Origin of the sequence: Campylobacter sp., assembly GCF_052169515.1 — a bacterium.
Classification (GTDB): Bacteria; Campylobacterota; Campylobacteria; order Campylobacterales; family Campylobacteraceae; genus Campylobacter_A.
In genome coordinates, this window is sequence record NZ_JBQNCH010000006.1 from 1 (window position 1) to 20,853 (window position 20,853).

Below are 20,853 nucleotides of genomic sequence, written 5' to 3' on the forward strand. Positions count from 1 at the left end.
TTGATGAGAGTGAGCAAAGAGTGGCTATCGTAGTGCCATTTGGCTACCGCCTAAACCCACAACCAGAAAAACTACGCAGGCAAACATCTGAGCTTGTGACTTGGATATATTAAAAATTTATGAGCCAAATTTGAAAGCAATTTTGGCTCAATTTTCAAAAAATCAATAAATTTTAAATAAATACCTACTTTTATAAACCCAAATCAAGTAAAAATGGGATAAAATCAAGGCTAAACCTAAATTAACGAGGTCTTTATCGTGTTTGATAGCCCAAAATCTAGCTTGCAAATAATAAAAAGATTTTACGCAAAGAATGTTTTGCTTTTGTTGTCATTTTTGTTTTTGATGTTATTTGTAATTTGTGCCGGCACAAATGATGTAAAGTACGATCTTCACTCATTAAATTCAAATATAAAATCATCAATCTCAAATAGCTTTTTTTTAGTAAAAAATGATCTATTTTTAAAATCAAAAATGGTTGAAGCCGGTCTTAGCGACCTGTTGTTTGATAAAAACGCTACAAAAAATGATTTTTATACAGCATTTTATATTTTTGATAAAAACACAAAATTACTCTATTCAAAGAAATTTACCGGAGCTCGTGACATAAGAGAGAATGATCTATCGTGGCTAAGGTTAAATGAAGTCAGGCCAGGAGAATTTAGAGTATCAGACCGCGTTTATAAGGATAGCTATTTTAAGGATCTTTATGCATCTTATGGATTAAAAAACGGCGGCACTATTTTGGTTCAGATCGATCTAAAATTTTTGCAAAGCCGTGTTAATGTAGATTATGATGCACAACGTGGAGCTTATGCTTACTTGGTGGATAAATATGGAAATTTATCAAGAGATGAGTTTTATAAGGAATTTGATCAGTCGGTATTTTTACCTTACATAAGTCTTGGCGATGAGTTTAAAGAAGATGAGATAGTTTTTTCTTTAAAGCATATAAATTTTTATCTCGTAAGCTACATGCCAGAGTATAAAATTTTTGTCATTACAGCTTCAATAAAACATTTTCATATTTTTGTGCAGTTTGTTCTAATTTGCCTATCGATCATCTGCTTTATATTGTCTATAATTTTATGGGTTATGGACATAATTTTTGTAAGAAGTAAAATTTTACCAGCCTTAAAAGAGGTAAAAACCGCTTTGGATGGCGGTGAAAATGAGATAAGACGGAGCCTAAACGTCGCTGAGTTTGAAGAGATAAAAAGCGGAATAAATAAGCTGCGACTAGATAGTATCAAGGCGGCTGATAAATTAGAAGAATATCAGAGTAGGTTTGGCTACGTTTTTGAACAAAGCTTTTTAAAGATAGTAGTCTATGATGCTTATAGTGGCGATATTATTGATGTTAGTAATGCCTTTTTGGCTTCCGTTGGTTATACAAAAGAAGAGATCACAAATCTAAATTTAAATGATTTAATAGATGATGATTTTGCGTCATTTATGCAAATGAAACAAGAGACTCAAAATAGCGATACAAGCTTCAAGATCAAACTAAAAACAAAAGAAGGCGATATCAAAGAAGGATTTTTACAAGAGTCACAGGTCAAGCTAAGAGACGCTAGGCTAAATTTTATGCTTATATACGAGCTTGATGAGGGAAGATTTACAAAAAAAGATAATGAAGCGATGAACGATTATACGCTTTTATCACCAAATGTAATAGCTGAGGCATTAAGTGATGATCCATTTACCATCGTAAGAAGCTCACAAAATATCGATAGCGTCTTTAAAGTCGCACAAGATGAAAAACTTATAAATTTAAGGAATTTATTAAGTCCTGAAAATTTATATGAATTTGAAGCAAACATCTTTACTGAATCTAAGAAATTTTTTGAAAATGGTGGTCAAAAAAGTGAAATCGATCTAGTCGCCAATATGCAGACACATGAAAATAAAAGTACACCATTTAGAATAAAAGTAAAATTTATAGATAGAACTGATGATGGAGCGAAAAAGATCATCTATTTCTTTAATAACTTAAGCGATATAGCAAAACTGCAAAAGAAATACGATACTGAGCTAAAACAGTTTCAAAGCATACTTTGGGCGAGTGAAGCACTTGTATTTTCATGGGATAAAAAAAGTGATACGCTCTATATCCCAAGTGATATTGCTAAGTCACTCGGATATGCTTTAAATGGCGATATGAGTATAAATTTTGAACGTGCAAAAACTATATTTGTAGATGAATTTTCAAGTTTTAAAGAATTTTTTGATTTTATAAAAAAAGATGAAGTATATGATGGGGAAGTGCGTTTTTATCGTGCAGATAGAGAGATTATTTATTTAAGGATTAGAGCAAAAGCGATAGCTTTTGATGATGGTGAAGCAAGCATTATAAAAGGCACAATACAAGATCTTAGCGTACAAAATAGCTTTTTCTCTTATCAAGATCTTTTAGCAAAAATATTTTCATATTCAAAAGAGCAAATGGTTATACTTGATGATGAGTTTAGGATTGTAGATGCAAATGATGCCTTTTTTGATACATTTAATGCAACAAAAGAGAATGTCTATTTAGAAGAAATTTGTTCAAAAGATATAATAAATTTTAAGACTGGATTAAAAGATCTTAAGAGTGAAATTTTAAATAAGCTTGAAAAAATTGGTTTCTGGCAAGGCCTTGTTTATGATATCCAAAGTAAAAATAGACTCGAAGCCATAAGCGTAAGCAGGCTTTTAAATTCATTTGGTGATCAAAAGGGATATATCTTGTTGGCCTCAAGTGTAAATGATGATCGTTGCAATAAAGAATATCTCGAATTTATCGCATATCACGATACTTTAACTGGGTTGCCAAATAGATTTTTGCTTTTTAATAAGCTGGAGAACCTCTTAAAACAGGCAAAAGAAAACGTAAAAATAGCTGCTTTTTATATTGATTTTGATGATTTTAAAGCGGTAAATGATGAGTTTGGACATCAAGTAGGCGACAAGGTGCTTATAGAAATTTCAAAAAAAATAGATGAAATTTTTCCAAAACAAGGAATATTTGCGAGGATAGGCGGAGACGAATTTATAGGCGCTATGCCTTATGAAAATCTAGGAGAAATTTACGAAACCGCTGAAAACATTTTAAGAGTAGCACAGAGTAAAATTCCTATTGATGAGGGTGAAATAAAACTTAGCGTGAGCATTGGAATTAGCTTAAGTAGTGATGCGCTTAGTGTTGATGATTTACTAGAAAGAGCTGATTGGGCTATGTATCAAGCAAAACTAAACGGAAAAAATAAATATTATATGTTTAGCTCGAAAAAAGATACATACTTTAAAAATGAGTATAAAGATGGCTCAAATATCATTAAAGCTATTGAGGCTGGTGAAATGTTCTTACTATATCAGCCTGAAGTCGATGTAAAAAGTGGGGAGATTAGCAGTTTTGAAGTATTTATTAGATGGCAAAATGGTGAAAATATATTAAAGCCATCTGATTTCTTGCCACTTGCAAAAGTATCAAAAGCAGCTGTTGCTATCGCGTTATTTACACTAAAAGGCGCTTTAGAGGCTAGAGATACATGGTTAAAAGAGGGAATAAATGCAAAGGTTAGAGTAAATTTAAGCATTAAAAAACTAATGACTCCTGACTTTTTTGAGAAATTTAAAAAGCTTTTAGAAGATGAAAAACTAGATGCTAATGGGCTAATCATAGACATCATTGACTCTGCGAGTGGCGTAAATTTAGATGATGTGATTAGATATATTGATGCTTATAGGGAGCTAGGCGTAAGCTTTTGCCTTGATGATTTTGCAACTTACTCAGGTTCGATAGAAGCACTAGGTATGTTAAAAACAAATAGGTTTAATATAGATAAAAGATTTTGTAATCAAGTATTTGAATCGGTAGAAGCTCTTAAAACCATGCGTATGATAAGGCACATATCAGATACATTTAATTTTAATGTAATGATAAAAAATTTAGAAGATATAAATATGCTTGAAATTTTTCTTGGCTTTGGCTTTAGTAGATTTCAGGGGCGTCTTTTTGCGCCAGAGCTTAGTTTAGAAGATGCGATCAAGTTTAAATTCTCTTTATCATCTCCTCTAAATGTAAGAAATTTTCAAAATGATGAAAACTACAATATGCTTTGCAAAATAGTGACTATAAAAGAGCTTATGAATCGCTTGATAGGACAACTTAAATATGATGAAAAAATAAGCGAAAAATTAAAAGAGGAAATACTAAATCAAGTAGATAGCATAAAAACAATCAACGAAAAATTAGCTGAGGTCTTAAGTATCATCCTTGCAAAAACAGAAAAAGTGGATATTGTGAATTTGGCTAAAGATGCGATTGTATTGTGCGATAATGATCTAAATTTAAGTGGAGCGAACAAAAATAATGAATGAAAATGTTTTAAATGTTTATGAGCATGAAATTCCAAACGGAAGCAAACTCTACTTTGCTAGCAGCGCAAAGCTAAAGAGGCAAATCGAACAAAAAGCTAGTGAAATTTTAGAAAAAGAAGGCTTTAGTGAGATCGTTACACCATTTTTTTCATATCATCAACATTTAAGTGTAGATGCTACAAACCTTTTACGTTTTAGCGACAGTCTAAATCACGAGATAAGTCTAAGGGCTGATAGTACAGTCGATACTGTAAGAATTGTGCTTAGAAGACTAAAGGCAAGCGAGTCAAAAAGGTGGTTTTATGTCCAACCAGTCTTTCGCTATCCAAGCCAAGAAATTTATCAAATTGGAGCTGAGCTAATTGGCGAAAATGATGTTTTAAAAAGTATTAATATCGTTGCAAAGCTTATTGATGAGCTAAAAATGGATACATTTTTACAAGTGAGTAATATGCAAATTCCAAGGGTGATTTGTGAAATTTTGAGTGTACCTATTGAGATTTTTGAAAATGGACAAATGGAGAAAATTTTATCTCAAAATGTTCCATGGCTAAGCGCTCTTGCTCTTTTAAAATCAGTCAGTGAGCTGGATGAGATAATAAAAATATCTCCAAGCAAACTAAAAGAACCGCTTGAAAATTTGAGAAATTTAGCTAGCGCTTTAGAATATAAAAATTTAAGAATAGTTCCGCTATATTACTCAAAAATGAGATATTACGATAGTTTATTTTTTAGATTTTTAAGAAATAACAGCATAATAGCAAGTGGCGGCAGCTACGAAATAGACGGAAAAATAAATAGTGGTTTTGCTGTTTATACAGATGCATTGATAGAAGAAAAAATTAATTTAAGGAAGTAAGAATGAGAAAGGCTGATTTAGTAGTTGGAGTTCAATGGGGTGATGAGGGTAAAGGCAAAATAGTTGATATGCTAGGACTAAACTATGATATGATTTGTCGCTCTCAAGGCGGCCACAATGCTGGTCATACTATCTGGGTCGATGGCGTTAGATATGCCTTACACCTTGTTCCAAGTGGAATTTTGCATAAAAATATTATAAATATTATCGGCAATGGTGTTGTTGTTTGCCCAGAAGTGTTAATTACTGAAATGGCGCAGTTTGAAAATTTAGAAGGTAGGCTTTATATTAGTGATAAGGCTCACTTAAATTTAAGCTATCACAGTCAAATCGATCAAGCAAAAGAGAGACTAAAAGGTGAAAAAGCTATCGGTACGACTGGCAAAGGCATCGGACCAACTTATGCAGATAAAATAAGTAGAAGTGGTCACAGGGTAGGCGAGCTACTTGAGCCAGAGCGTTTGTGCGAGGCTTTAATGCATGACTTTGAAACAAACAAATGTGTATTTGATGCGCTTGGTGTAAAAATTCCACTAGAAAGTGAGCTGCTTGAAGAGCTAAAAAGATATAAAGAGGTGCTAGCTCCGTTTGTCGCAAACACTACAAATATCATTTGGAAAGCTCTCGATGATAACAAAAAGGTACTTCTTGAAGGCGCTCAGGGCACGCTCCTAGATATCGATCATGGTACATATCCTTATGTCACCAGCTCAAATACTATAAGCGCAGGTGCTTGTACAGGACTTGGACTAAATCCAAAAGAAATCGGTGAAGTAATAGGTGTTATAAAAGCTTACACAACTCGTGTAGGTTTTGGCCCTTTCCCGACAGAAGATAAAGGCGTAAATGGTGATAAGATGTGCGATATCGGTAAGGAATTTGGCACAACAACAGGTCGCCGTAGACGTTGTGGTTGGTTTGATGCTGTGAGTGTAAAATACGCATCAAGGCTTGACGGTGTCGATACTTATGCACTTATGAAGCTTGACGTTCTTGATGGATTTGAGGTGGTAAAAATTTGCAAAGCTTATCAGTATAATGGCGAGACGATTGACTATATGCCAACAGATCTTGAAAACGCAACTCCTATTTACGAGGAGCTTGCAGGCTGGGATAGTGTAAAAGGTATAAGCAAATATGAAGATTTGCCAGCAAACGCAAGAGCTTATATTGAGAGAATAGAAGCGCTAACTGGCGTAAAGATCGGCTATATCTCAACAAGCCCTGAAAGAAGCGATACAATCATTAGATGAAAAGCAAATTTACCTCTATCGTTCGAGTAAAAAAGCAAGAAATGGACAAAGTAGAGGCCAAGCTCGCCATTACCAGGCTTAATGTGAGAAATTTTGAAGAAAATTTATCACGTTTAAGAGCTAGACTCGGCGAGTTTGTATTGCCAAAAAGTGGCAATATAGGTGAGCTAAAAGAAAATTTAGAGCTTATAAATATAACAAGGCAAGAGCTAAATGCTTGCAAAGAGAGCCTTGAAATGGCTAACAAAGAAGTTTTACACTACGAGCATAAATATAAAAATGCAAATTTAGAGTACGAAAAGATGAAATATCTAGAAAAAGAAGAGTTCAAAAAAGAGATAAAACGCATACAAAAGGCTGAAGCACTTGCACTTGACGAGTTTGCTGTGATGAAATTTGTTACTAAAAGTGAGCAGTGATGAGAGGGTTTTTATTATTTTTCGCGATCCTAAATTTTGCATTTTGCTACGAAGTGCCTGTTGATTGCACTCAAATTTTTGAAGCTAGAAAAGAAGAAATTTCAAAAGAACTTGAGATTATAGATGAGCAGCGTCAGGCACTCGAGGCTTTTCGTGCAAGCTCGGCAGCAGCTTATGAAGAAAATAATAAAAAGCTTGCCAAAAAAGAGGCCGATCTAAATGCAACAATGAAATTAATCGATCAAAAACGTAAAGAGATCGATGAAGTGGTCGCTAAAAATGAGAAAATTTTAAAAGAGCTTCGCACAATGACGACTGATAAAGTCAATGAGTCATATTCTAAGATGAAGGATGGAGCGGCGGCTGATGTGCTTTCACAAATGGCTAGATCAAACGCAGCTACTATACTTTACGCTCTTGATGCTAAAAAGATATCAACTATTATGGCAAAAATGGACCCAAAAGTAGCTTCTGAGATCACTGCGTTACTACAAAAAGGACCACCATTTGTTGATGAAAAAGGTGAAATGCCAGCCCCAGCTGGAAGCATAAATATGCAGTAGTTTTTAAGTTTAACTTTGTTTTGATAAAAATAAAATACTACCACACATATTTCTCTTGCTCCAAAATTTATGATCAAAAAGTCTATCCTAAAGGAAAATGTCACTATTGCAAGAAAAATTTATAGTTGTTTGAAATTTCAAACAACTAGTTTTTGTTAAAAATTTCCTCTCAACAAGGCATTTTTAAGACTTCAACCACTTCACCTTTTGCGATAAATTCTGTTTCTTTTGGGATGATAAGCAATGCAGCCTCGTTTGTTAGGTTGTTTACGATTGCTGAGCTACCAAGCTTTTTGCCGTCTAAATTTACAAAAATTTTGCCCTCACGATTTTCTAAATTTACAGCTGTAAATTCTAAAAATGGTGAGCGTTTTTTATAGTCTTCGTCCATTATCGCCGTGATCTTTGGCTCTTCTTGACCAAACCACGCATTTATTAGCACCCTCACGTAAAGCACACACATAACCATTGCTGAGTACGGAAATCCAGGTAGCGCAAAGATGTATTTATCGCCTGACTTTGCCACTCTGATGTGACGGCCCGGTTTTATCGCAGCACCCTCGATGATAAGGCTAAAATTTTCATTTAAAGCGCCTTTTACAAAGTCGTAATCACCCATGCTTATGCCACCAGTCGTCACTAATATATCAGCTGATTTTAGTGCGTTTATGATCGCTTTTTCGACAAGCTCAGCCTTATCTCTTACGATCTCGCAAAGGATCGGCTCTGCACCCATTTTGCGTATTTGCATAGCGATGCCTATGTGGTTTGAGCTGTGAATTTGTGCCGGATTTTCTAGAGGTTCGCCAAGGTCTTTTATCTCGCTACCAGTTGCAAGTATCGCCACTCTTGGACGGATAAAGGCGCTTATGTGAAAGTGGCCAAGCTCTGCTAGCAGCGCGATTTCAGCGTAGCTTAGACGAGTGCCTTTTTTGATCAAAATTTCACCTTTTTTATAGCTTTCTCCTACTTCGCGCACGGCAAAGCCCTTTGGCACGCTCTTTTTGATGAGTATTTTCGAGCCGCTAACCTCGACATTTTCTACCGGCACAAGAGTATCAGTGCCTTCGCTCATTAGTGAGCCAGTGAAAGTTTTTACACATTTACTACCCTCTATAACTAGTCCTTTGTCGCTTCCAGCAGGCAGGTCTGTAATGAGCTCAAGCTCGCTTAGGCCATCTTTAAAGGCAAAAGCGTATCCGTCCATCGCTGAAACTGGCTTTGCTGGGTAATTTTCAGCGGCTGTCACGTCGTAGGCGATATTTCTATCAAGTGCATCTGTGATGGCTACTTTTTCGACCTTTTCCCACGCATTTATTGTATCTTTTAAAATTTTTAGGCTATCTGCGTAACTCATAAAATCTTTCATTTTTATCCCTTTTATGAAATTTTTGCATATTTTATCTACTTTGCTCTTAAAAAAATTAATCTTTGTTTTATTTAATGATTATTAAAATGTCGTTTAAGAAATCAGTTTGATTTTACCCTATACACAGGAATATTCATGAATAAAACAGTGCTTTACATCATTGCAGGTGCAAGCTTAGGCATTCTTGGCCCAGTGCTTGTTTATTTTGGCAACCCAGCAAATATGGGCGTTTGTGCGGCTTGCTTTTTAAGAGATAGCGTAGGCGCTTTTGGATTTCATCAAGCCAAAGTGGTACAGTATCTAAGGCCTGAAATTTTAGGGCTTATCATCGGAGGCTTTTTAGCAAGTATGCTTTGGAGTAGAAATTTCACTCCAGTATCTGGCAGTGCAGCATTTTCTAGGTTTTTCTTAGGTGTGTTTGCGATGATTGGCTGCCTTATCTTTTTGGGTTGCCCATGGAGAGCGTTTTTGCGCCTTGGAGGCGGAGATATGACCGCTATTGCTGGGCTTGTTGGCTTATTTGCTGGCGTTTTTGTTGGACGATTTTTCAAGAAAAATGGTTACGTTATACCTGAAAATGATGCCACTACAAAACCAGTTGCCTTTTTACCATTAATTATTGCTGTTTTGCTTTTAGCAGCCCTTGTTTTTGGTTTAAAGCTTGGCGATAATGGTGCATTATTTAGCTCAGAAAAAGGCCCAGGCTCACAGCATGCAAATATCCTTATCTCGCTTATTTGTGCTATTGTTATTGGTATTTTTATACAAAGAAGCAAATTTTGTTCGGTTGGTGCGATCAGTAAAGTTTTTGAGCGTGATTTTTCGATGTTTTACGGCATCGTATCGGTTGTTGTTTTTGCTAGCATTACAAATTTAGTGTTAAATCAATACAAATTTGGCTTTGAAGGTCAGCCTATCGCTCACAATGACATTCTTTGGAATTTTCTTAGTATGACGCTCGCCGGTCTTTGCTTTAGCTTAAGTTATGGCTGCCCAGGCAAACATTTGGTGCAAATGGGAGCCGGAAATTTAAGCTCAGCTGTATTTGTTTTAGGTATGGGAGCAGGTGCTGCGATAAGCCATAACTTCATACTTGCAAGCTCAGGAGCTGGCATCACTCCTTATGCTCCATATGCCGTAGCGATCGGCTTTATCTATGCTGTTTATGTTGGAGTTTTTACTAAAAAAGCATAATATAAATTTGGCTGCTTTTGCAGTCAAATTTACTCACTTCTTATATCTATAATCTTATCAAAAAGTTTAAAAAGCTCGCGTTGATGGGTTATCATTGCAATGCTAGGATCGATCTTTAAAATTTTAGTATCCTATAGCAAATGCTATGAATAATTTGTATCTAATATTTACTATTATTTTAGTAAATACTATGATTTAGTGAAATTTTAAAGCTCACATAAACATTTAATAAAAGAATTACAAAATTTAGTTTTCATTTTAAGTTGAACTAAAATTTTTAACAATAAATGGACAAAATCTAATAAGCATTAACACAACGTAAATTTTTAATCTATTTTGATATAGAATATTAATTTTAATTTTATCTAAAGGAACACTATGAAATTTAGCATACTGGCTTCTTCACTGATCTTTAGCTCGCTGTGGGCTTTAGATACGAACAACAGTGATTATTCGGTCATTCTACCAACTATCGAGGTGGAAGGTATCTCGGAGCAAAATACCCTAAAAGGTTATATCACATATGATAGTGCGGATATCAATAGAAATGGACTCAGCAACAAAGAGACGCCACAAACTATCGAAAATATCGATATACAAAAGAACAGAAACTATGGCACAAACGATCTTTCAAGTATTCTAGAGGGAAATGCTGGTATTGATGCAAGCTATGATATGAGAGGCGAAAGCATCAAGATAAGAGGCTTTAGTGTTGATGGCGGCGATATATATAGAGATGGTGTTAGAGACTCTGGCCAGATAAGACGCAGTACGGCAAATGTCGAGAGAGTTGAAATTTTAAAAGGACCAGCCTCGATCTTGTATGGAAGAAGTGACGGCGGTGCGGTTGTAAATTTGGTTAGTAAAAAGGCAAATTTTATGCCTGTTTATAAGCTCTCAGGAAGAGTTGGTAGCTGGAGTAGATATGGCGGTGGTATAGATGTAAACCATGTAGTAAATAATCAACTAGCCGCAAGACTAACGACTGATATGGAGCGTGGAAAATCATGGAGAGAGGGCGTAAAATATAAAAATTTTATGGTAAGTCCAAGCGTTGTCGTGACAAATGATGGCGGAACGGTTAGTTTTGAGGCGCAATATACATATGATAATGCTTGGCGTGTACCTGATAGAATGCCGACAAAAAGTGTCTATGACAAACTTGGTATCGACTATACAAAGGGATTTTCTCACGATGGAGACTTTGTTGAAGATAAGCTTCATTTCTTCCGTACCGAGCTAAATGCGCAACTAGTCAAGGATATAAATTTAAAATGGGTTTTTGGATACAGAAAAGCTAGTCAAAATTTTGATCATTATTTTAGTGGTACCATCATGCCTGGAAATAGACTAAAGCAAAACTATGCTAAACAACAAACCGATAATGACACGCTCTCAAATGCTATAACACTTACAAAAGAGCTTGAATTTACAAGATTTAAGCATAATCTTACTTTTGGCTACGATAATAGCGTCGAAACTCGTCATCCAAGGCTTTGGTACGATAAAGCCAAAAGTGTGACCATAAACCCATACGCATCAAGATCGAGTTGGGGTAGTGTGGGCTACATGCCGCTTACGACCGACAACAAGCACAAAGCTATAAATAATGGAGTATTTTTAGAAGATCTAATAAGCTTAGATGACAAATATAGGCTACTTCTTGGCAGTAGGTTTGACTTTTATAAGTTTAAAACAAGAAATATTGCAGATATGACAAATAGCTACAAAGGGCACTCTTTTAGTCCAAGAGTAGGCTTACTGTGGGACTTTTTGCCAGAGCATACCGCATACGCTTCATACTCAAAGAGCTTTGCACCATATGGTGGTCGTGGTAATATAGGCATAAGCACAGACGATACGTCAATGCTTGATCTAAAACCACAAAATAACGAGCAATACGAAATCGGCTTAAAAAGCACATGGGCTGATAATAAATTTAGCTCAAACCTAGCTATATTTCAGATCGAGCATAATAATATAAGATATAGACCAGATCCTACAAATAATCCATTCACTTGGGCACAGCGCGGTAAAGAGCGAAGTCGTGGTATAGAGCTAAATATCTTGGGTCAAATTTATGAAAATTTATATCTAAGAAGCTCTCTTGGATACATGAGGGCCATTATCGTAAATGACAAGTCAAATCCATTAAATGAAAAACTTAGTCTAAACAATACAACTAACTGGCAGGGCAATGTTTTTTTAAGATATGCTAAAAACGATAAATGGTATGTCGAAAGTGGCGTAACAGGATACTCTAAAAGATATAGTTATCAAGTAAATAAAACAAGCGTAACCGATCAACACTTGCCCGGCTTTGCAAGGCTTGATGCAAGTGCTGGATATAACTTTAATGAACACGCTCAAATAACACTGGCAATAAATAATATCTTAAATAAAAAATACTGGCGTTCAGACTCAAGACCTGGTGATGAGAGATCGTTCATGATAAATATGCACTATACTTTCTAGCTAAATTTACACCGCCATCTTTGGCGGTGTAATCTTTTATTGTGGGAAATTTAGCCACCAAAAGATGGCCAAAATGGAGTTTATCTTAAAATTTGAATCTTTGCTTTTGCGCGTAGTTTATCGAAATAATCATTCATTAACTTCTCTTGCTCGCCTTGATAAAGCTCGTTTATGACATTAGCTTTAACATCCGCAAAGCTTGGGATATATGAACCGATTTTCTCTTTTACATAAAACATATCAAAATTATCAGGGCCTTGTAAAATTTGAGTGAATGCTCCGTTGTTTGTGTTGGAGATAATGGCTGCTAGCCTTGGGTCTATGCTCTGATAGTCTAGGCTAAGCTCTTGTGTTTGCACGCCACTTAGCAGTGAAGGGCTTGTCCTTTGAGCTTCAAGCTCTTCAGGACTATTTGCTCTATATAGGACCACTTTTGCTGTACTAAAGACCTTAAATTTGTCAGGATTAGCGTCAAAATACATCTTTGCTTTTTGCTCATTTATGTTTTTGCCAGCTTCTGCTGAGATGCTTTTATAAAGCTTTTCTTGAAGCATCTTATGCTCTAAGCTATTTTTAAATTCTAAAAAGTCCATGCCCTGAGCTTGAATAGAATTTCTAAACTGCGAGTTTGTCATGCCATTTTGTTTTGCGATCGCTTCGACTCTGTCATTTAATTCAAATGGTGTTACGCTTAAGTTTAAATTTTTTATCTGAGCATCTTCGAGTCTATCTCTGATAAGCAAATTTAAAGCGTCTTGCTCGCTTGATTTTAGCTGTTCTTTTAAGCTATAAACCTCATAAAGCGTGATGGGCTCGTTCTCTACAATGGCTGCGATACCATTTACCATCTGAGCTGAATATAAATTTAAAGCACTTAGCATACCAGCAGCCAAAAAGAGCATTTTTTTCATAATAAAACCTTTATTTAAGTATTTAGTAAATATAATTTTGGGCAATTATAACATAAAAATAAGGCACAAAATGATAGTTACTAGATTTGCTCCTTCGCCTACTGGATACCTACATATAGGTGGACTTAGGACAGCTCTTTATAATTATTTATACGCAAGAGCTAATAACGGAAAATTTTTACTTCGCATCGAAGATACTGACCTAAAACGAAATTCAGAAGAAGCCACACAGGCCATAAAGGAGGCTTTTGCTTGGTGTAAGCTAGATCATGATGGCGAAGTAACTTATCAGTCAAAGAGATTTGATCTTTACAAGGAGTATGTAAAAAAGCTTCTTGAAGAAGGAAAAGCTTATAAATGCTACATGAGCAAGGACGAGCTTGAAGAGCTTAGAGCTAGCCAAGAAGCTAGAAAAGAGCGTCCAAAATATGATAATAGATATAGAGATTTTACAGGTACACCTCCAGCTGGTATCGAGCCAGTTATCCGTATAAAAGCCCCGCTTAGCGGCGAGATCGTGATAAATGACGGCATAAAAGGCGAGGTTAAATTTAGAGTTGAAGATATATTAGACGACTTCATCATCGCAAGAAGCGACGGCACACCGACTTACAACTTCACAGTCGTTATCGACGATGCCTTAATGGGTGTTACAGATGTAATTAGAGGCGACGATCACCTATCAAACACTCCAAAACAGATCGTTCTTTACGAGGCGCTTGGCTTTAAAACACCAAAATTTTATCACGTAGCGATGATAAACGGCGAGGACGGCAAAAAGCTTAGCAAGAGGCACGGCGCAACCGATGTCATGGAATATAAAAAGATGGGTTATCTGCCTGAAGCGCTTTTAAATTTTCTCGTGCGTCTTGGCTGGAGTCATGGCGATGATGAAATTTTTAGTATTGATGATATGCTTAAATACTTTAATCCAAACGATATCAACAAAAGCTCAAGCACCTATAACGCTCAAAAGCTTGATTGGCTAAATTCTCACTATATCAAGACTTTGCCTTATGAGAGACTAGCTCATGATATGCTTGAGTTTGGCGTGGATTTTAAGGCCTTGACAAAGGGCGAGTTGCTACTAAATTCGCTCCGTGAGAGGTCAAAGACATTAATTGAGATGGCAAACAGCGCAAATGCGATCATTAATGCCCCAAAAAGTTACGATGAAAAGGCATATGATAAATTTATAAATGAAAATAGCAAAGAAATTTTGGCTAAATTTGCTAAGATTTTAGACAGCGACCTCGATGCAAAAGGCTATGAGGAGCTAACTAATAAATTTCTAGAGCAAAACAGCTTAAAACTAAAGGACCTAGCTCAGGCCTTAAGGATAGCACTAACTGGCTCGAGCGTGAGCCCAAGTATCTTCGAGGTTCTTGAGGTGGTAGGTAGCAATGAGATAAAAAATAGAATACAAAATTTATTAAAGGAAGAGAAATGACACACGTTACTAAAGAAGAAGCACTAAATTATCACATAGGCGGTAAGATCGAGATCAAGGTAAAAACACCTTGCGAAACATCAAAAGATCTTTCTATGGCTTACACACCTGGCGTTGCTGAACCTTGCAAAGAGATAAATGCAGACACAGAATTAGCTTATAAGTATACAAATAAAGCAAATCTAGTAGCTGTTATCACCGACGGTACAGCTGTTCTTGGATTAGGTGATATCGGTGCGATCGCTGGTAAGCCAGTTATGGAAGGCAAGGCGGTACTATTTAAGAAATTTGCAAATGTTGATGCGTTTGACATCGAACTAGATGAGCACGATCCTGATAAGATTGTTGAGATTTGCAAGGCTCTTGCTCCAACATTTGGCGGTATAAATTTAGAAGATATCCGTGCTCCAAAGTGCTTTGAGATCGAGAGAAAACTTCAAGAAGCAGTTGATATCCCGGTCATGCATGATGATCAGCACGGCACAGCAATGATAACAAGCGCTGGTATGATAAACGCAATGGAAATTTCGGGCAAAGACATATCTAAAATCAAAATCGTAGTTAGTGGTGCTGGTGCGGCTGGTATCGCTTGTGCGAAGATGTATAAAGCGCTTGGTGCAAAACATATCGTGATGATAGATAGCAAAGGCGTAATTCACTCAAAAAGAACAGATCTTACACCTGAAAAGGTAGAGTTTGCACTAGATACAGAGGACAGAACCCTGGCTGATGCGATGAAAGGTGCTGATATGTTTTTGGGTCTTAGCAAGCCAGGAGTACTTACAAAAGAGATGGTTGCATCTATGAATAAAGAGCCTATAATTTTTGCTCTTGCAAATCCAGTGCCTGAAATTTATCCAGAGGACGTTGAGGCTGTAAGAAGCGACGTGATGATGGGTACAGGTAGAAGCGACTATCCTAACCAAGTAAATAACGTGTTAGGTTTTCCATTCATCTTTAGAGGCGCACTTGACGTTAGAGCTAAAAAGATCACTGAAAATATGAAAATGGCAGCTGCTAGAGCACTTGCTCAGCTTGCAAAAGAGCCAGTGCCAGCTGACGTTTTAAAAGCAAGTGGTGTTAGTGAGCTAAAATTTGGCAAAGAGTATATCATTCCAAAACCATTTGATAAACGTGTGCTTACAGCTGTCGCTCCAGCAGTTGCAAAGGCTGCGGTTGAGGACGGAGTAGCAAGAGTAAAAGACTTTGATGTTGAGGCCTATAGAGCCAAACTTGCAAAAGGATTTTAATAAATTTAGCCCGACTTTGGGCTAAATCTCTTTTAAATTTGGCATTTTCTTTAAGGCCAAAGCCTTGCAAAAATAATAAATTTAAGGATAAAAAATGCAAAATGTTAAGCTCATCTCGCATCCATTAATCGAGCACAAACTAACCATTTTACGCGACAAAAATACTCAGCCTTTTCAGTTTCGCATGCTAGTTGATGAGATTAGTTATCTCATGATATTTGAAGCGACTAGAAATTTAAAGGTAAAAGAGGTAAAAGTACAAACTCCAGTTGCTACCGCAAATGCCAAAAAACTCACAACAAAAGTGATGATATGTCCAATCTTAAGAGCTGCTCTTGGTATGCTTGATAGTGTTTTTACCATCATTCCGGATGCAAGTGTTGGATTTTTAGGATTTCAGAGAAATGAAGAGACAGCGCAGGCCGAGTTTTTCTACGCAAAGCTTCCAAAAGATGCAAAAGAGCGAATGGCAATCATCATCGACCCTATGTTTGCAACTGGTGGTACAGCTATAGACGCGGTTAAATTTTTACGTGAAAAAGGCATTAAAGAGATCAAATTTATATCTATCATCGCTGCACCTGAAGGACTTAAAAGATTTAGTGAAATTTATCCAGATGTTGAGGTCTACACAGCTTCAATCGATGAGAAACTAAACGAGAAAAACTATATCGTTCCGGGTCTTGGTGATGCTGGAGATAGAGTTTTTAACACACTTTAAGGGTTAAATTTGAACAAAAGACTTTTGCCGACCTTGGTTGGTTTTATACTGGCTGTTATAGTCGGTACTTTCTTTTTTTCTAATGAAAATAGCGATGCAAACAAAAACGCCCAAATTTTACTTGAACAGCTTAATAAGGAAGGGCAAAAAAGCCTAAAATTAGAGGCTGGTGGCTCATACACTTCAAAAGAAGAAGTCGCACTTTATATCTATAAATTTAACAAGCTACCAAAGAATTTCATAACAAAAAAAGAAGCACTAGCTCTTGGCTGGGACGCAAAAAGTGGAAATTTATGGCAGATAAGTGACGGCAAAAGTATCGGCGGGGATAGATTTTCAAATAGAGAAAAGAGGCTTCCAGAAGCTGATGGTAGAAAGTGGTTTGAGTGTGATGTGAATTATAATGGCGGCAGACGTGGCGCTGAGCGGATAGTATACTCAAACGACGGTCTTATCTACTACACGCCTGATCATTATGAACATTTTTACCTGCTTTATGAGAAGAGGATGCAATGAAAAGCGTAACTTTAGACGCTAAAAGAATGTGCGAAAAAGATAAGATGCACGACTATCTCGCTAATAAATTTGATCTGCCAGAACACTATGGTAGAAATTTAGACGCACTTTTCGACTGTCTTTGTGAGATAAATGAGCCAACGCTTATAAAGCTAAAAAACGAAGATGCTCTAGAAGCTAGCATAAAAGATGGTTTAATGGAGCTATTTTTAGATGTTTGCGAGGAAAATGAGCTGGTAAAATTTGAGCTTGTAAAAGATAAAAAATGATATTTGGAAAGATTGATTATCTAAATTTACTCCCATTTCATGTATTTTTAAAAGCAGCTCCATTAAAAACTCAGATAAAAAAGGCGATCGAGTTTAAAAAAGGCGTGCCAAGTAAGCTAAATAGAGCCCTAAATGCCAGAAAGATCGACGCTGCAGTGATCTCAAGCATAGCTAGCAAAAAGGCAAATTTAAAGAAGCTAAATTTTGGGATAGTCGCCAAAAAAGATGTAAAAAGCGTACTTGTGCGTAAAGGCTCAGCTATGAAATTTGACCCAGCCTCAGCTAGCTCAAACGCCCTAGCAAATATACTTCATTTAAAAGGTGAGGTGATCATAGGCGATAGAGCACTTAAAGCCTATCTAAGGGAGGGCAAAGAGTGCTTTTATGACCTTGGTCAAATTTGGCATGAAAAGACGAATTTGCCATTTGTTTTTGGTAGATTTTCATACGTAAAAAATGGCTCGTTTTACAAAAGGTTGGTCTCAAAATTTCTACAAAAAAATGTAAAAATTCCAAACTATATCTTGGCTGAGTATGCTAAAAGCCGCGGTATAAGTGAGCAAGATATCAAGTGGTATTTAAAATTTATAAGCTATAAAATAGGACCAAAAGAGCAAAAATCACTTCGCAAATTTTTTAAAGAGTATAGACTTTTAAGACAGCCAAAACTCCCAGTTTAATTAGTATCGAAACTAAAACATATCTACGTTTTATCTTAAAAGCTTTGCCACACAATACAGATTTAATTTACCATTAAACTATATTGATATTACAGTAGATGTAAAATACGGCGAAAACACTACAAAAGCTATCTTATATAAACAAAGTTTAAAGACTAAAATTTAGTCTTTAAACTAATGAGAGATCACTGGAGAGAACTCCTCCCAACGAAGCTTGGTCTTAAATGTTGGCATTTTGCTTTGGAAAGGCTCTTTTTTAAGTGCAGCCATGGCAACACTATCGCCTTGTGGTTTAGCCGGTGCTTCTACACCTAAGATCGATCTTTCAAGTTCGATAAAGTCTTTTAAAATGGTCGCATACGAGCTAAAGAAATTTATATCTTTATGAGCCATGATAAGCGAGATGAACTCATCTATAAATAAATTTAAAGTCTCGCGAAATAGCTTATCGCTGATGTTTTTTGCGCCATTAAATTCGTCATTTAAAAAGGTTGCCATTGCTAAAAATATAAAGCCAACGTAGTCTTCGCTATCTTTGCAAAGCTCCTTATCGCGTCTATATGGGCTAAGTTTTAGGCACTCGATCACCCTAAGTCTAGCCGCTCCGTCATCTCTGCCTTCTTCATAAAATGAGGCATTTAAAGGAATGTTTGAAAAGCCAAAAATGACGTCATTTTGCTCATTTGCAAGCTCTTCAAAGCTAAATTTATCTAAATTTGCAAATGCCACCTCACTTTGCTCGCTCAAAGGGTTTTGTGCTAGGTAGCCAAGCTGCTCTTTCCATCTCGCAAATTTCTCATCATTTGTATGAAAGAAGACAGGATACGCCAAAAATTCGTAAAAATATGCTCTTGCTTTTATTATGTTCTTATCCATTTAATAAATCCTCTTTCATTGCGTTTAGTTGGGCTTGCACCATGATCTTTGCTTTGCAGTCGGCACAGCAGTAAAGTGATTTTATTTTCGCTCTATCATTGCCAAATCTTGGCTGCATGATCGATGCGATCTTCTCGACCGCTTTTTTGGTTGCAAACTCTTTTCCGCACTCTACGCAGGCAAATAGTTCGTCATGCGCTAGCTCACTGTATACGAAAAACTCAGGCTTAAGTGAAATTTTGCCAACCTCAAGCGAGATAGTGTTTTTCTCAGCACAGCTTAGCTCGCAGTAGCCACAGGCGGTGCAAATACTTGGGTTAAATAAAATTGAGTTTGTCTTTTTGTCAGCTACCAAGGCACTTACGTTGCATGATCCTACACAGCTTAAGCAAAGCGTACAGGTATCAGCATTTATTTTAACTTCGCCATATCTGATCATCTCGTCGCCAGTTTTTACCACTCCAAGATCATCGTTGCCTACGATAAATTCAAGTCTTTTGGCAAAAATTTCTCTCTTTGGTAGAGCGTATTCTGTTATAGAGTGCTGAGAGCCATCTATAAATTTAGCCTTTTTCAATGCACTTTCAAGCTCGGCTTTATCTTTTGCATGGTAAATCGCTGGCTCTTTAAATTTAAGCTCATAAATTTGATTTAGGATGCTAATGGCATCTTTTTCGCCTTTGCCAAGGCTTTTGCTATATAAAATCACACTTGCACCACTTTCTTGAAGAAGTGTCAAAAAGTGCGTTTGGCTTAGAAAATGTGCAGCTGAAATGGCAAAAGGTAGAACATTTTCTGGTAGGCTAACGCTAAGATCTTCTAAATTTATCTCTTCTGGCACAATGAGTGCAATCTTGCCTTTATAAAGCTTTGCCACAGCAGCAAATGAGCTTTGTGGCATTAGAGTATAATCAAGTGCGCCGCTAGGGCAGACGCTTATGCAGTTTCCACAGTTTGTGCAGTCTATCTGTGAAAATACAAGATGCTTTGTTTCATCTTCTTTTAATATCGCAACTGTTGGACAAACTTCGGCACAGCGACCACAAATTTCAGTCCTGCGCTCGTGATACTGGCAAATAGATGAGTCGTATTGAGTGAAACTTTTATATCTAAATTTTGGTGATTTTGCATTTAAAATTTCAAGTACTTTTTCATCTTTTAGTCCTGCTATCTCATAGCAGCCACTTTGTTTTAGCATATAGTCCCTTGCGTTTTCAACCAAGAAAAAGTCGCAATCAACTTCAAATTCGTCATTTGCTCTAAGCACCAAAACGCTTAGCTCACCAGCCGCGCCGTATAAAAATTTTACTTCAAAGTGCGTTAGCTCAATGACCTTATAACCATTTTCTTTTAGTAAATTTGCTAGCTCTTCGCGGCCTGAGTTGCTAACTATCACGACATTTTTGCCAACCTCTTTTTCGAAGTCTACGTCTTTTGCCATATCAAAGGCGCTCGCTCTTGCTTCGTATAGTAAAAGCGTGTTTTTGGCTTTTTCTAAGATATTTGCAGTTGTATTTTTTAGGTAAAAATTTATCTCAGGTGCGATGACATTTGCTTTTAGCTTTGGCGAGTTAGAGACGAGATAGTCGCCATTTTCGTTGTTGATCTCTATTTGTTCATTTAGCATCAAAGCATCGTCAAAATCGTTATAAAAGCCAAATTCTTTCATTGTTTCTCCTATTATCA

Annotated in this window: 17 protein-coding genes; 13 read left to right on the forward strand and 4 right to left on the reverse strand. The window is 36.5% G+C overall.

The genetic code is table 11. The annotated features are described in order from the left end of the window. The first annotated feature begins 258 nt into the window (after window positions 1-258). The 5 genes from ACTTKV_RS02835 to ACTTKV_RS02855 are packed head-to-tail and all read left to right on the forward strand — an operon-like array spanning window position 259 to window position 7,456. On the forward strand, window positions 259-4,362 hold the full coding sequence (locus tag ACTTKV_RS02835) for a diguanylate cyclase domain-containing protein (RefSeq protein WP_442549146.1): 4,104 nt from the start codon (window positions 259-261) through the stop codon (window positions 4,360-4,362). Further along, window positions 4,355-5,221 carry an ATP phosphoribosyltransferase regulatory subunit gene (locus ACTTKV_RS02840; RefSeq protein ID WP_442549147.1) on the forward strand — a complete coding sequence of 289 codons (867 nt, stop codon included), beginning with the start codon at window positions 4,355-4,357 and terminating at the stop codon, window positions 5,219-5,221. Before ACTTKV_RS02835 ends, ACTTKV_RS02840 begins: the two co-directional genes overlap by 8 nt. A 2-nt stretch (window positions 5,222-5,223) precedes the next feature. After that, window positions 5,224-6,474 carry an adenylosuccinate synthase gene (locus ACTTKV_RS02845; protein WP_442549148.1) on the forward strand — a complete coding sequence of 417 codons (1,251 nt, stop codon included), beginning with the start codon at window positions 5,224-5,226 and terminating at the stop codon, window positions 6,472-6,474. A 41-nt stretch (window positions 6,475-6,515) separates the two neighbouring features. Continuing rightward, window positions 6,516-6,893 carry a flagellar export protein FliJ gene (locus ACTTKV_RS02850; protein ID WP_442549149.1) on the forward strand — a complete coding sequence of 126 codons (378 nt, stop codon included), beginning with the start codon at window positions 6,516-6,518 and terminating at the stop codon, window positions 6,891-6,893. Further along, window positions 6,893-7,456: a MotE family protein gene (locus ACTTKV_RS02855; RefSeq protein ID WP_442549150.1), complete on the forward strand. Its 564-nt coding sequence runs from the start codon at window positions 6,893-6,895 to the stop codon at window positions 7,454-7,456. The genes ACTTKV_RS02850 and ACTTKV_RS02855 overlap by 1 nt, the downstream gene beginning before the upstream one ends. Before the next feature lie 169 nt (window positions 7,457-7,625). On the opposite strand, the gene ACTTKV_RS02860 is transcribed toward ACTTKV_RS02855, so the two are convergent. Next, the gene (locus ACTTKV_RS02860) at window positions 7,626-8,825 is read right to left on the reverse strand and encodes a molybdopterin molybdotransferase MoeA (protein WP_442549151.1); all 1,200 of its coding nucleotides are present in this window, start codon (window positions 8,823-8,825) and stop codon (window positions 7,626-7,628) included. A gap of 135 nt (window positions 8,826-8,960) precedes the next feature. Between ACTTKV_RS02860 and yedE the strand changes: the two genes are divergently transcribed. Then, window positions 8,961-10,019 carry a YedE family putative selenium transporter gene (gene yedE, locus ACTTKV_RS02865; RefSeq protein ID WP_442549152.1) on the forward strand — a complete coding sequence of 353 codons (1,059 nt, stop codon included), beginning with the start codon at window positions 8,961-8,963 and terminating at the stop codon, window positions 10,017-10,019. A 378-nt stretch (window positions 10,020-10,397) separates the two neighbouring features. Continuing rightward, window positions 10,398-12,494, forward strand: coding sequence for a TonB-dependent receptor (locus tag ACTTKV_RS02870; protein ID WP_442549153.1), 2,097 nt, complete (start codon window positions 10,398-10,400; stop codon window positions 12,492-12,494). Window positions 12,495-12,574: 80 nt separating this feature from the next. Here ACTTKV_RS02870 and ACTTKV_RS02875 read toward each other — a convergent pair whose 3' ends face one another. Then, window positions 12,575-13,405, reverse strand: coding sequence for a peptidylprolyl isomerase (locus ACTTKV_RS02875; protein WP_442549154.1), 831 nt, complete (start codon window positions 13,403-13,405; stop codon window positions 12,575-12,577). A gap of 70 nt (window positions 13,406-13,475) precedes the next feature. Here ACTTKV_RS02875 and gltX point away from each other — a divergent pair, with 70 nt between their 5' ends. The 6 genes from gltX (at window position 13,476) to ACTTKV_RS02905 (ending at window position 18,291) form a co-directional block, all read left to right on the forward strand. After that, complete coding sequence (gene gltX, locus ACTTKV_RS02880; RefSeq protein ID WP_442549155.1) at window positions 13,476-14,855, forward strand: glutamate--tRNA ligase; 1,380 nt, start codon at window positions 13,476-13,478, stop codon at window positions 14,853-14,855. After that, entirely contained in the window at window positions 14,852-16,105 is a 1,254-nt protein-coding gene (locus tag ACTTKV_RS02885; RefSeq protein WP_442549156.1) for a malic enzyme-like NAD(P)-binding protein, read from the forward strand. Before gltX ends, ACTTKV_RS02885 begins: the two co-directional genes overlap by 4 nt. A 94-nt stretch (window positions 16,106-16,199) precedes the next feature. Continuing rightward, on the forward strand, window positions 16,200-16,826 hold the full coding sequence (gene upp, locus ACTTKV_RS02890; RefSeq protein WP_442549157.1) for a uracil phosphoribosyltransferase: 627 nt from the start codon (window positions 16,200-16,202) through the stop codon (window positions 16,824-16,826). 9 nt (window positions 16,827-16,835) lie between these two features. Next, entirely contained in the window at window positions 16,836-17,342 is a 507-nt protein-coding gene (locus ACTTKV_RS02895; protein ID WP_442549158.1) for a ribonuclease domain-containing protein, read from the forward strand. Further along, window positions 17,339-17,611 carry a barstar family protein gene (locus ACTTKV_RS02900; protein ID WP_442549159.1) on the forward strand — a complete coding sequence of 91 codons (273 nt, stop codon included), beginning with the start codon at window positions 17,339-17,341 and terminating at the stop codon, window positions 17,609-17,611. Before ACTTKV_RS02895 ends, ACTTKV_RS02900 begins: the two co-directional genes overlap by 4 nt. Continuing rightward, window positions 17,608-18,291, forward strand: coding sequence for an MqnA/MqnD/SBP family protein (locus ACTTKV_RS02905; protein WP_442549160.1), 684 nt, complete (start codon window positions 17,608-17,610; stop codon window positions 18,289-18,291). Before ACTTKV_RS02900 ends, ACTTKV_RS02905 begins: the two co-directional genes overlap by 4 nt. A 174-nt stretch (window positions 18,292-18,465) precedes the next feature. Here ACTTKV_RS02905 and ACTTKV_RS02910 read toward each other — a convergent pair whose 3' ends face one another. Further along, complete coding sequence (locus ACTTKV_RS02910; protein ID WP_442549161.1) at window positions 18,466-19,167, reverse strand: TorD/DmsD family molecular chaperone; 702 nt, start codon at window positions 19,165-19,167, stop codon at window positions 18,466-18,468. Continuing rightward, window positions 19,160-20,836 carry a 4Fe-4S dicluster domain-containing protein gene (locus ACTTKV_RS02915; protein ID WP_442549162.1) on the reverse strand — a complete coding sequence of 559 codons (1,677 nt, stop codon included), beginning with the start codon at window positions 20,834-20,836 and terminating at the stop codon, window positions 19,160-19,162. The genes ACTTKV_RS02910 and ACTTKV_RS02915 overlap by 8 nt, the downstream gene beginning before the upstream one ends. Between the last annotated feature and the right edge of the window lie 17 nt (window positions 20,837-20,853).

Coding starts and splice junctions, on each gene's coding strand:
- ACTTKV_RS02840 (WP_442549147.1), top strand. CDS start 4,355: ATGAATGAAAATGTTTTAAATGTTTATGAGCATGAAATTCCAAACGGA.
- ACTTKV_RS02845 (WP_442549148.1), top strand. CDS start 5,224: ATGAGAAAGGCTGATTTAGTAGTTGGAGTTCAATGGGGTGATGAGGGT.
- ACTTKV_RS02850 (WP_442549149.1), top strand. CDS start 6,516: ATGGACAAAGTAGAGGCCAAGCTCGCCATTACCAGGCTTAATGTGAGA.
- ACTTKV_RS02855 (WP_442549150.1), top strand. CDS start 6,893: ATGAGAGGGTTTTTATTATTTTTCGCGATCCTAAATTTTGCATTTTGC.
- ACTTKV_RS02860 (WP_442549151.1), bottom strand. CDS start 8,825: ATGAAAGATTTTATGAGTTACGCAGATAGCCTAAAAATTTTAAAAGAT.
- yedE (WP_442549152.1), top strand. CDS start 8,961: ATGAATAAAACAGTGCTTTACATCATTGCAGGTGCAAGCTTAGGCATT.
- ACTTKV_RS02870 (WP_442549153.1), top strand. CDS start 10,398: ATGAAATTTAGCATACTGGCTTCTTCACTGATCTTTAGCTCGCTGTGG.
- ACTTKV_RS02875 (WP_442549154.1), bottom strand. CDS start 13,405: ATGAAAAAAATGCTCTTTTTGGCTGCTGGTATGCTAAGTGCTTTAAAT.
- gltX (WP_442549155.1), top strand. CDS start 13,476: ATGATAGTTACTAGATTTGCTCCTTCGCCTACTGGATACCTACATATA.
- ACTTKV_RS02885 (WP_442549156.1), top strand. CDS start 14,852: ATGACACACGTTACTAAAGAAGAAGCACTAAATTATCACATAGGCGGT.
- upp (WP_442549157.1), top strand. CDS start 16,200: ATGCAAAATGTTAAGCTCATCTCGCATCCATTAATCGAGCACAAACTA.
- ACTTKV_RS02900 (WP_442549159.1), top strand. CDS start 17,339: ATGAAAAGCGTAACTTTAGACGCTAAAAGAATGTGCGAAAAAGATAAG.
- ACTTKV_RS02905 (WP_442549160.1), top strand. CDS start 17,608: ATGATATTTGGAAAGATTGATTATCTAAATTTACTCCCATTTCATGTA.
- ACTTKV_RS02910 (WP_442549161.1), bottom strand. CDS start 19,167: ATGGATAAGAACATAATAAAAGCAAGAGCATATTTTTACGAATTTTTG.
- ACTTKV_RS02915 (WP_442549162.1), bottom strand. CDS start 20,836: ATGAAAGAATTTGGCTTTTATAACGATTTTGACGATGCTTTGATGCTA.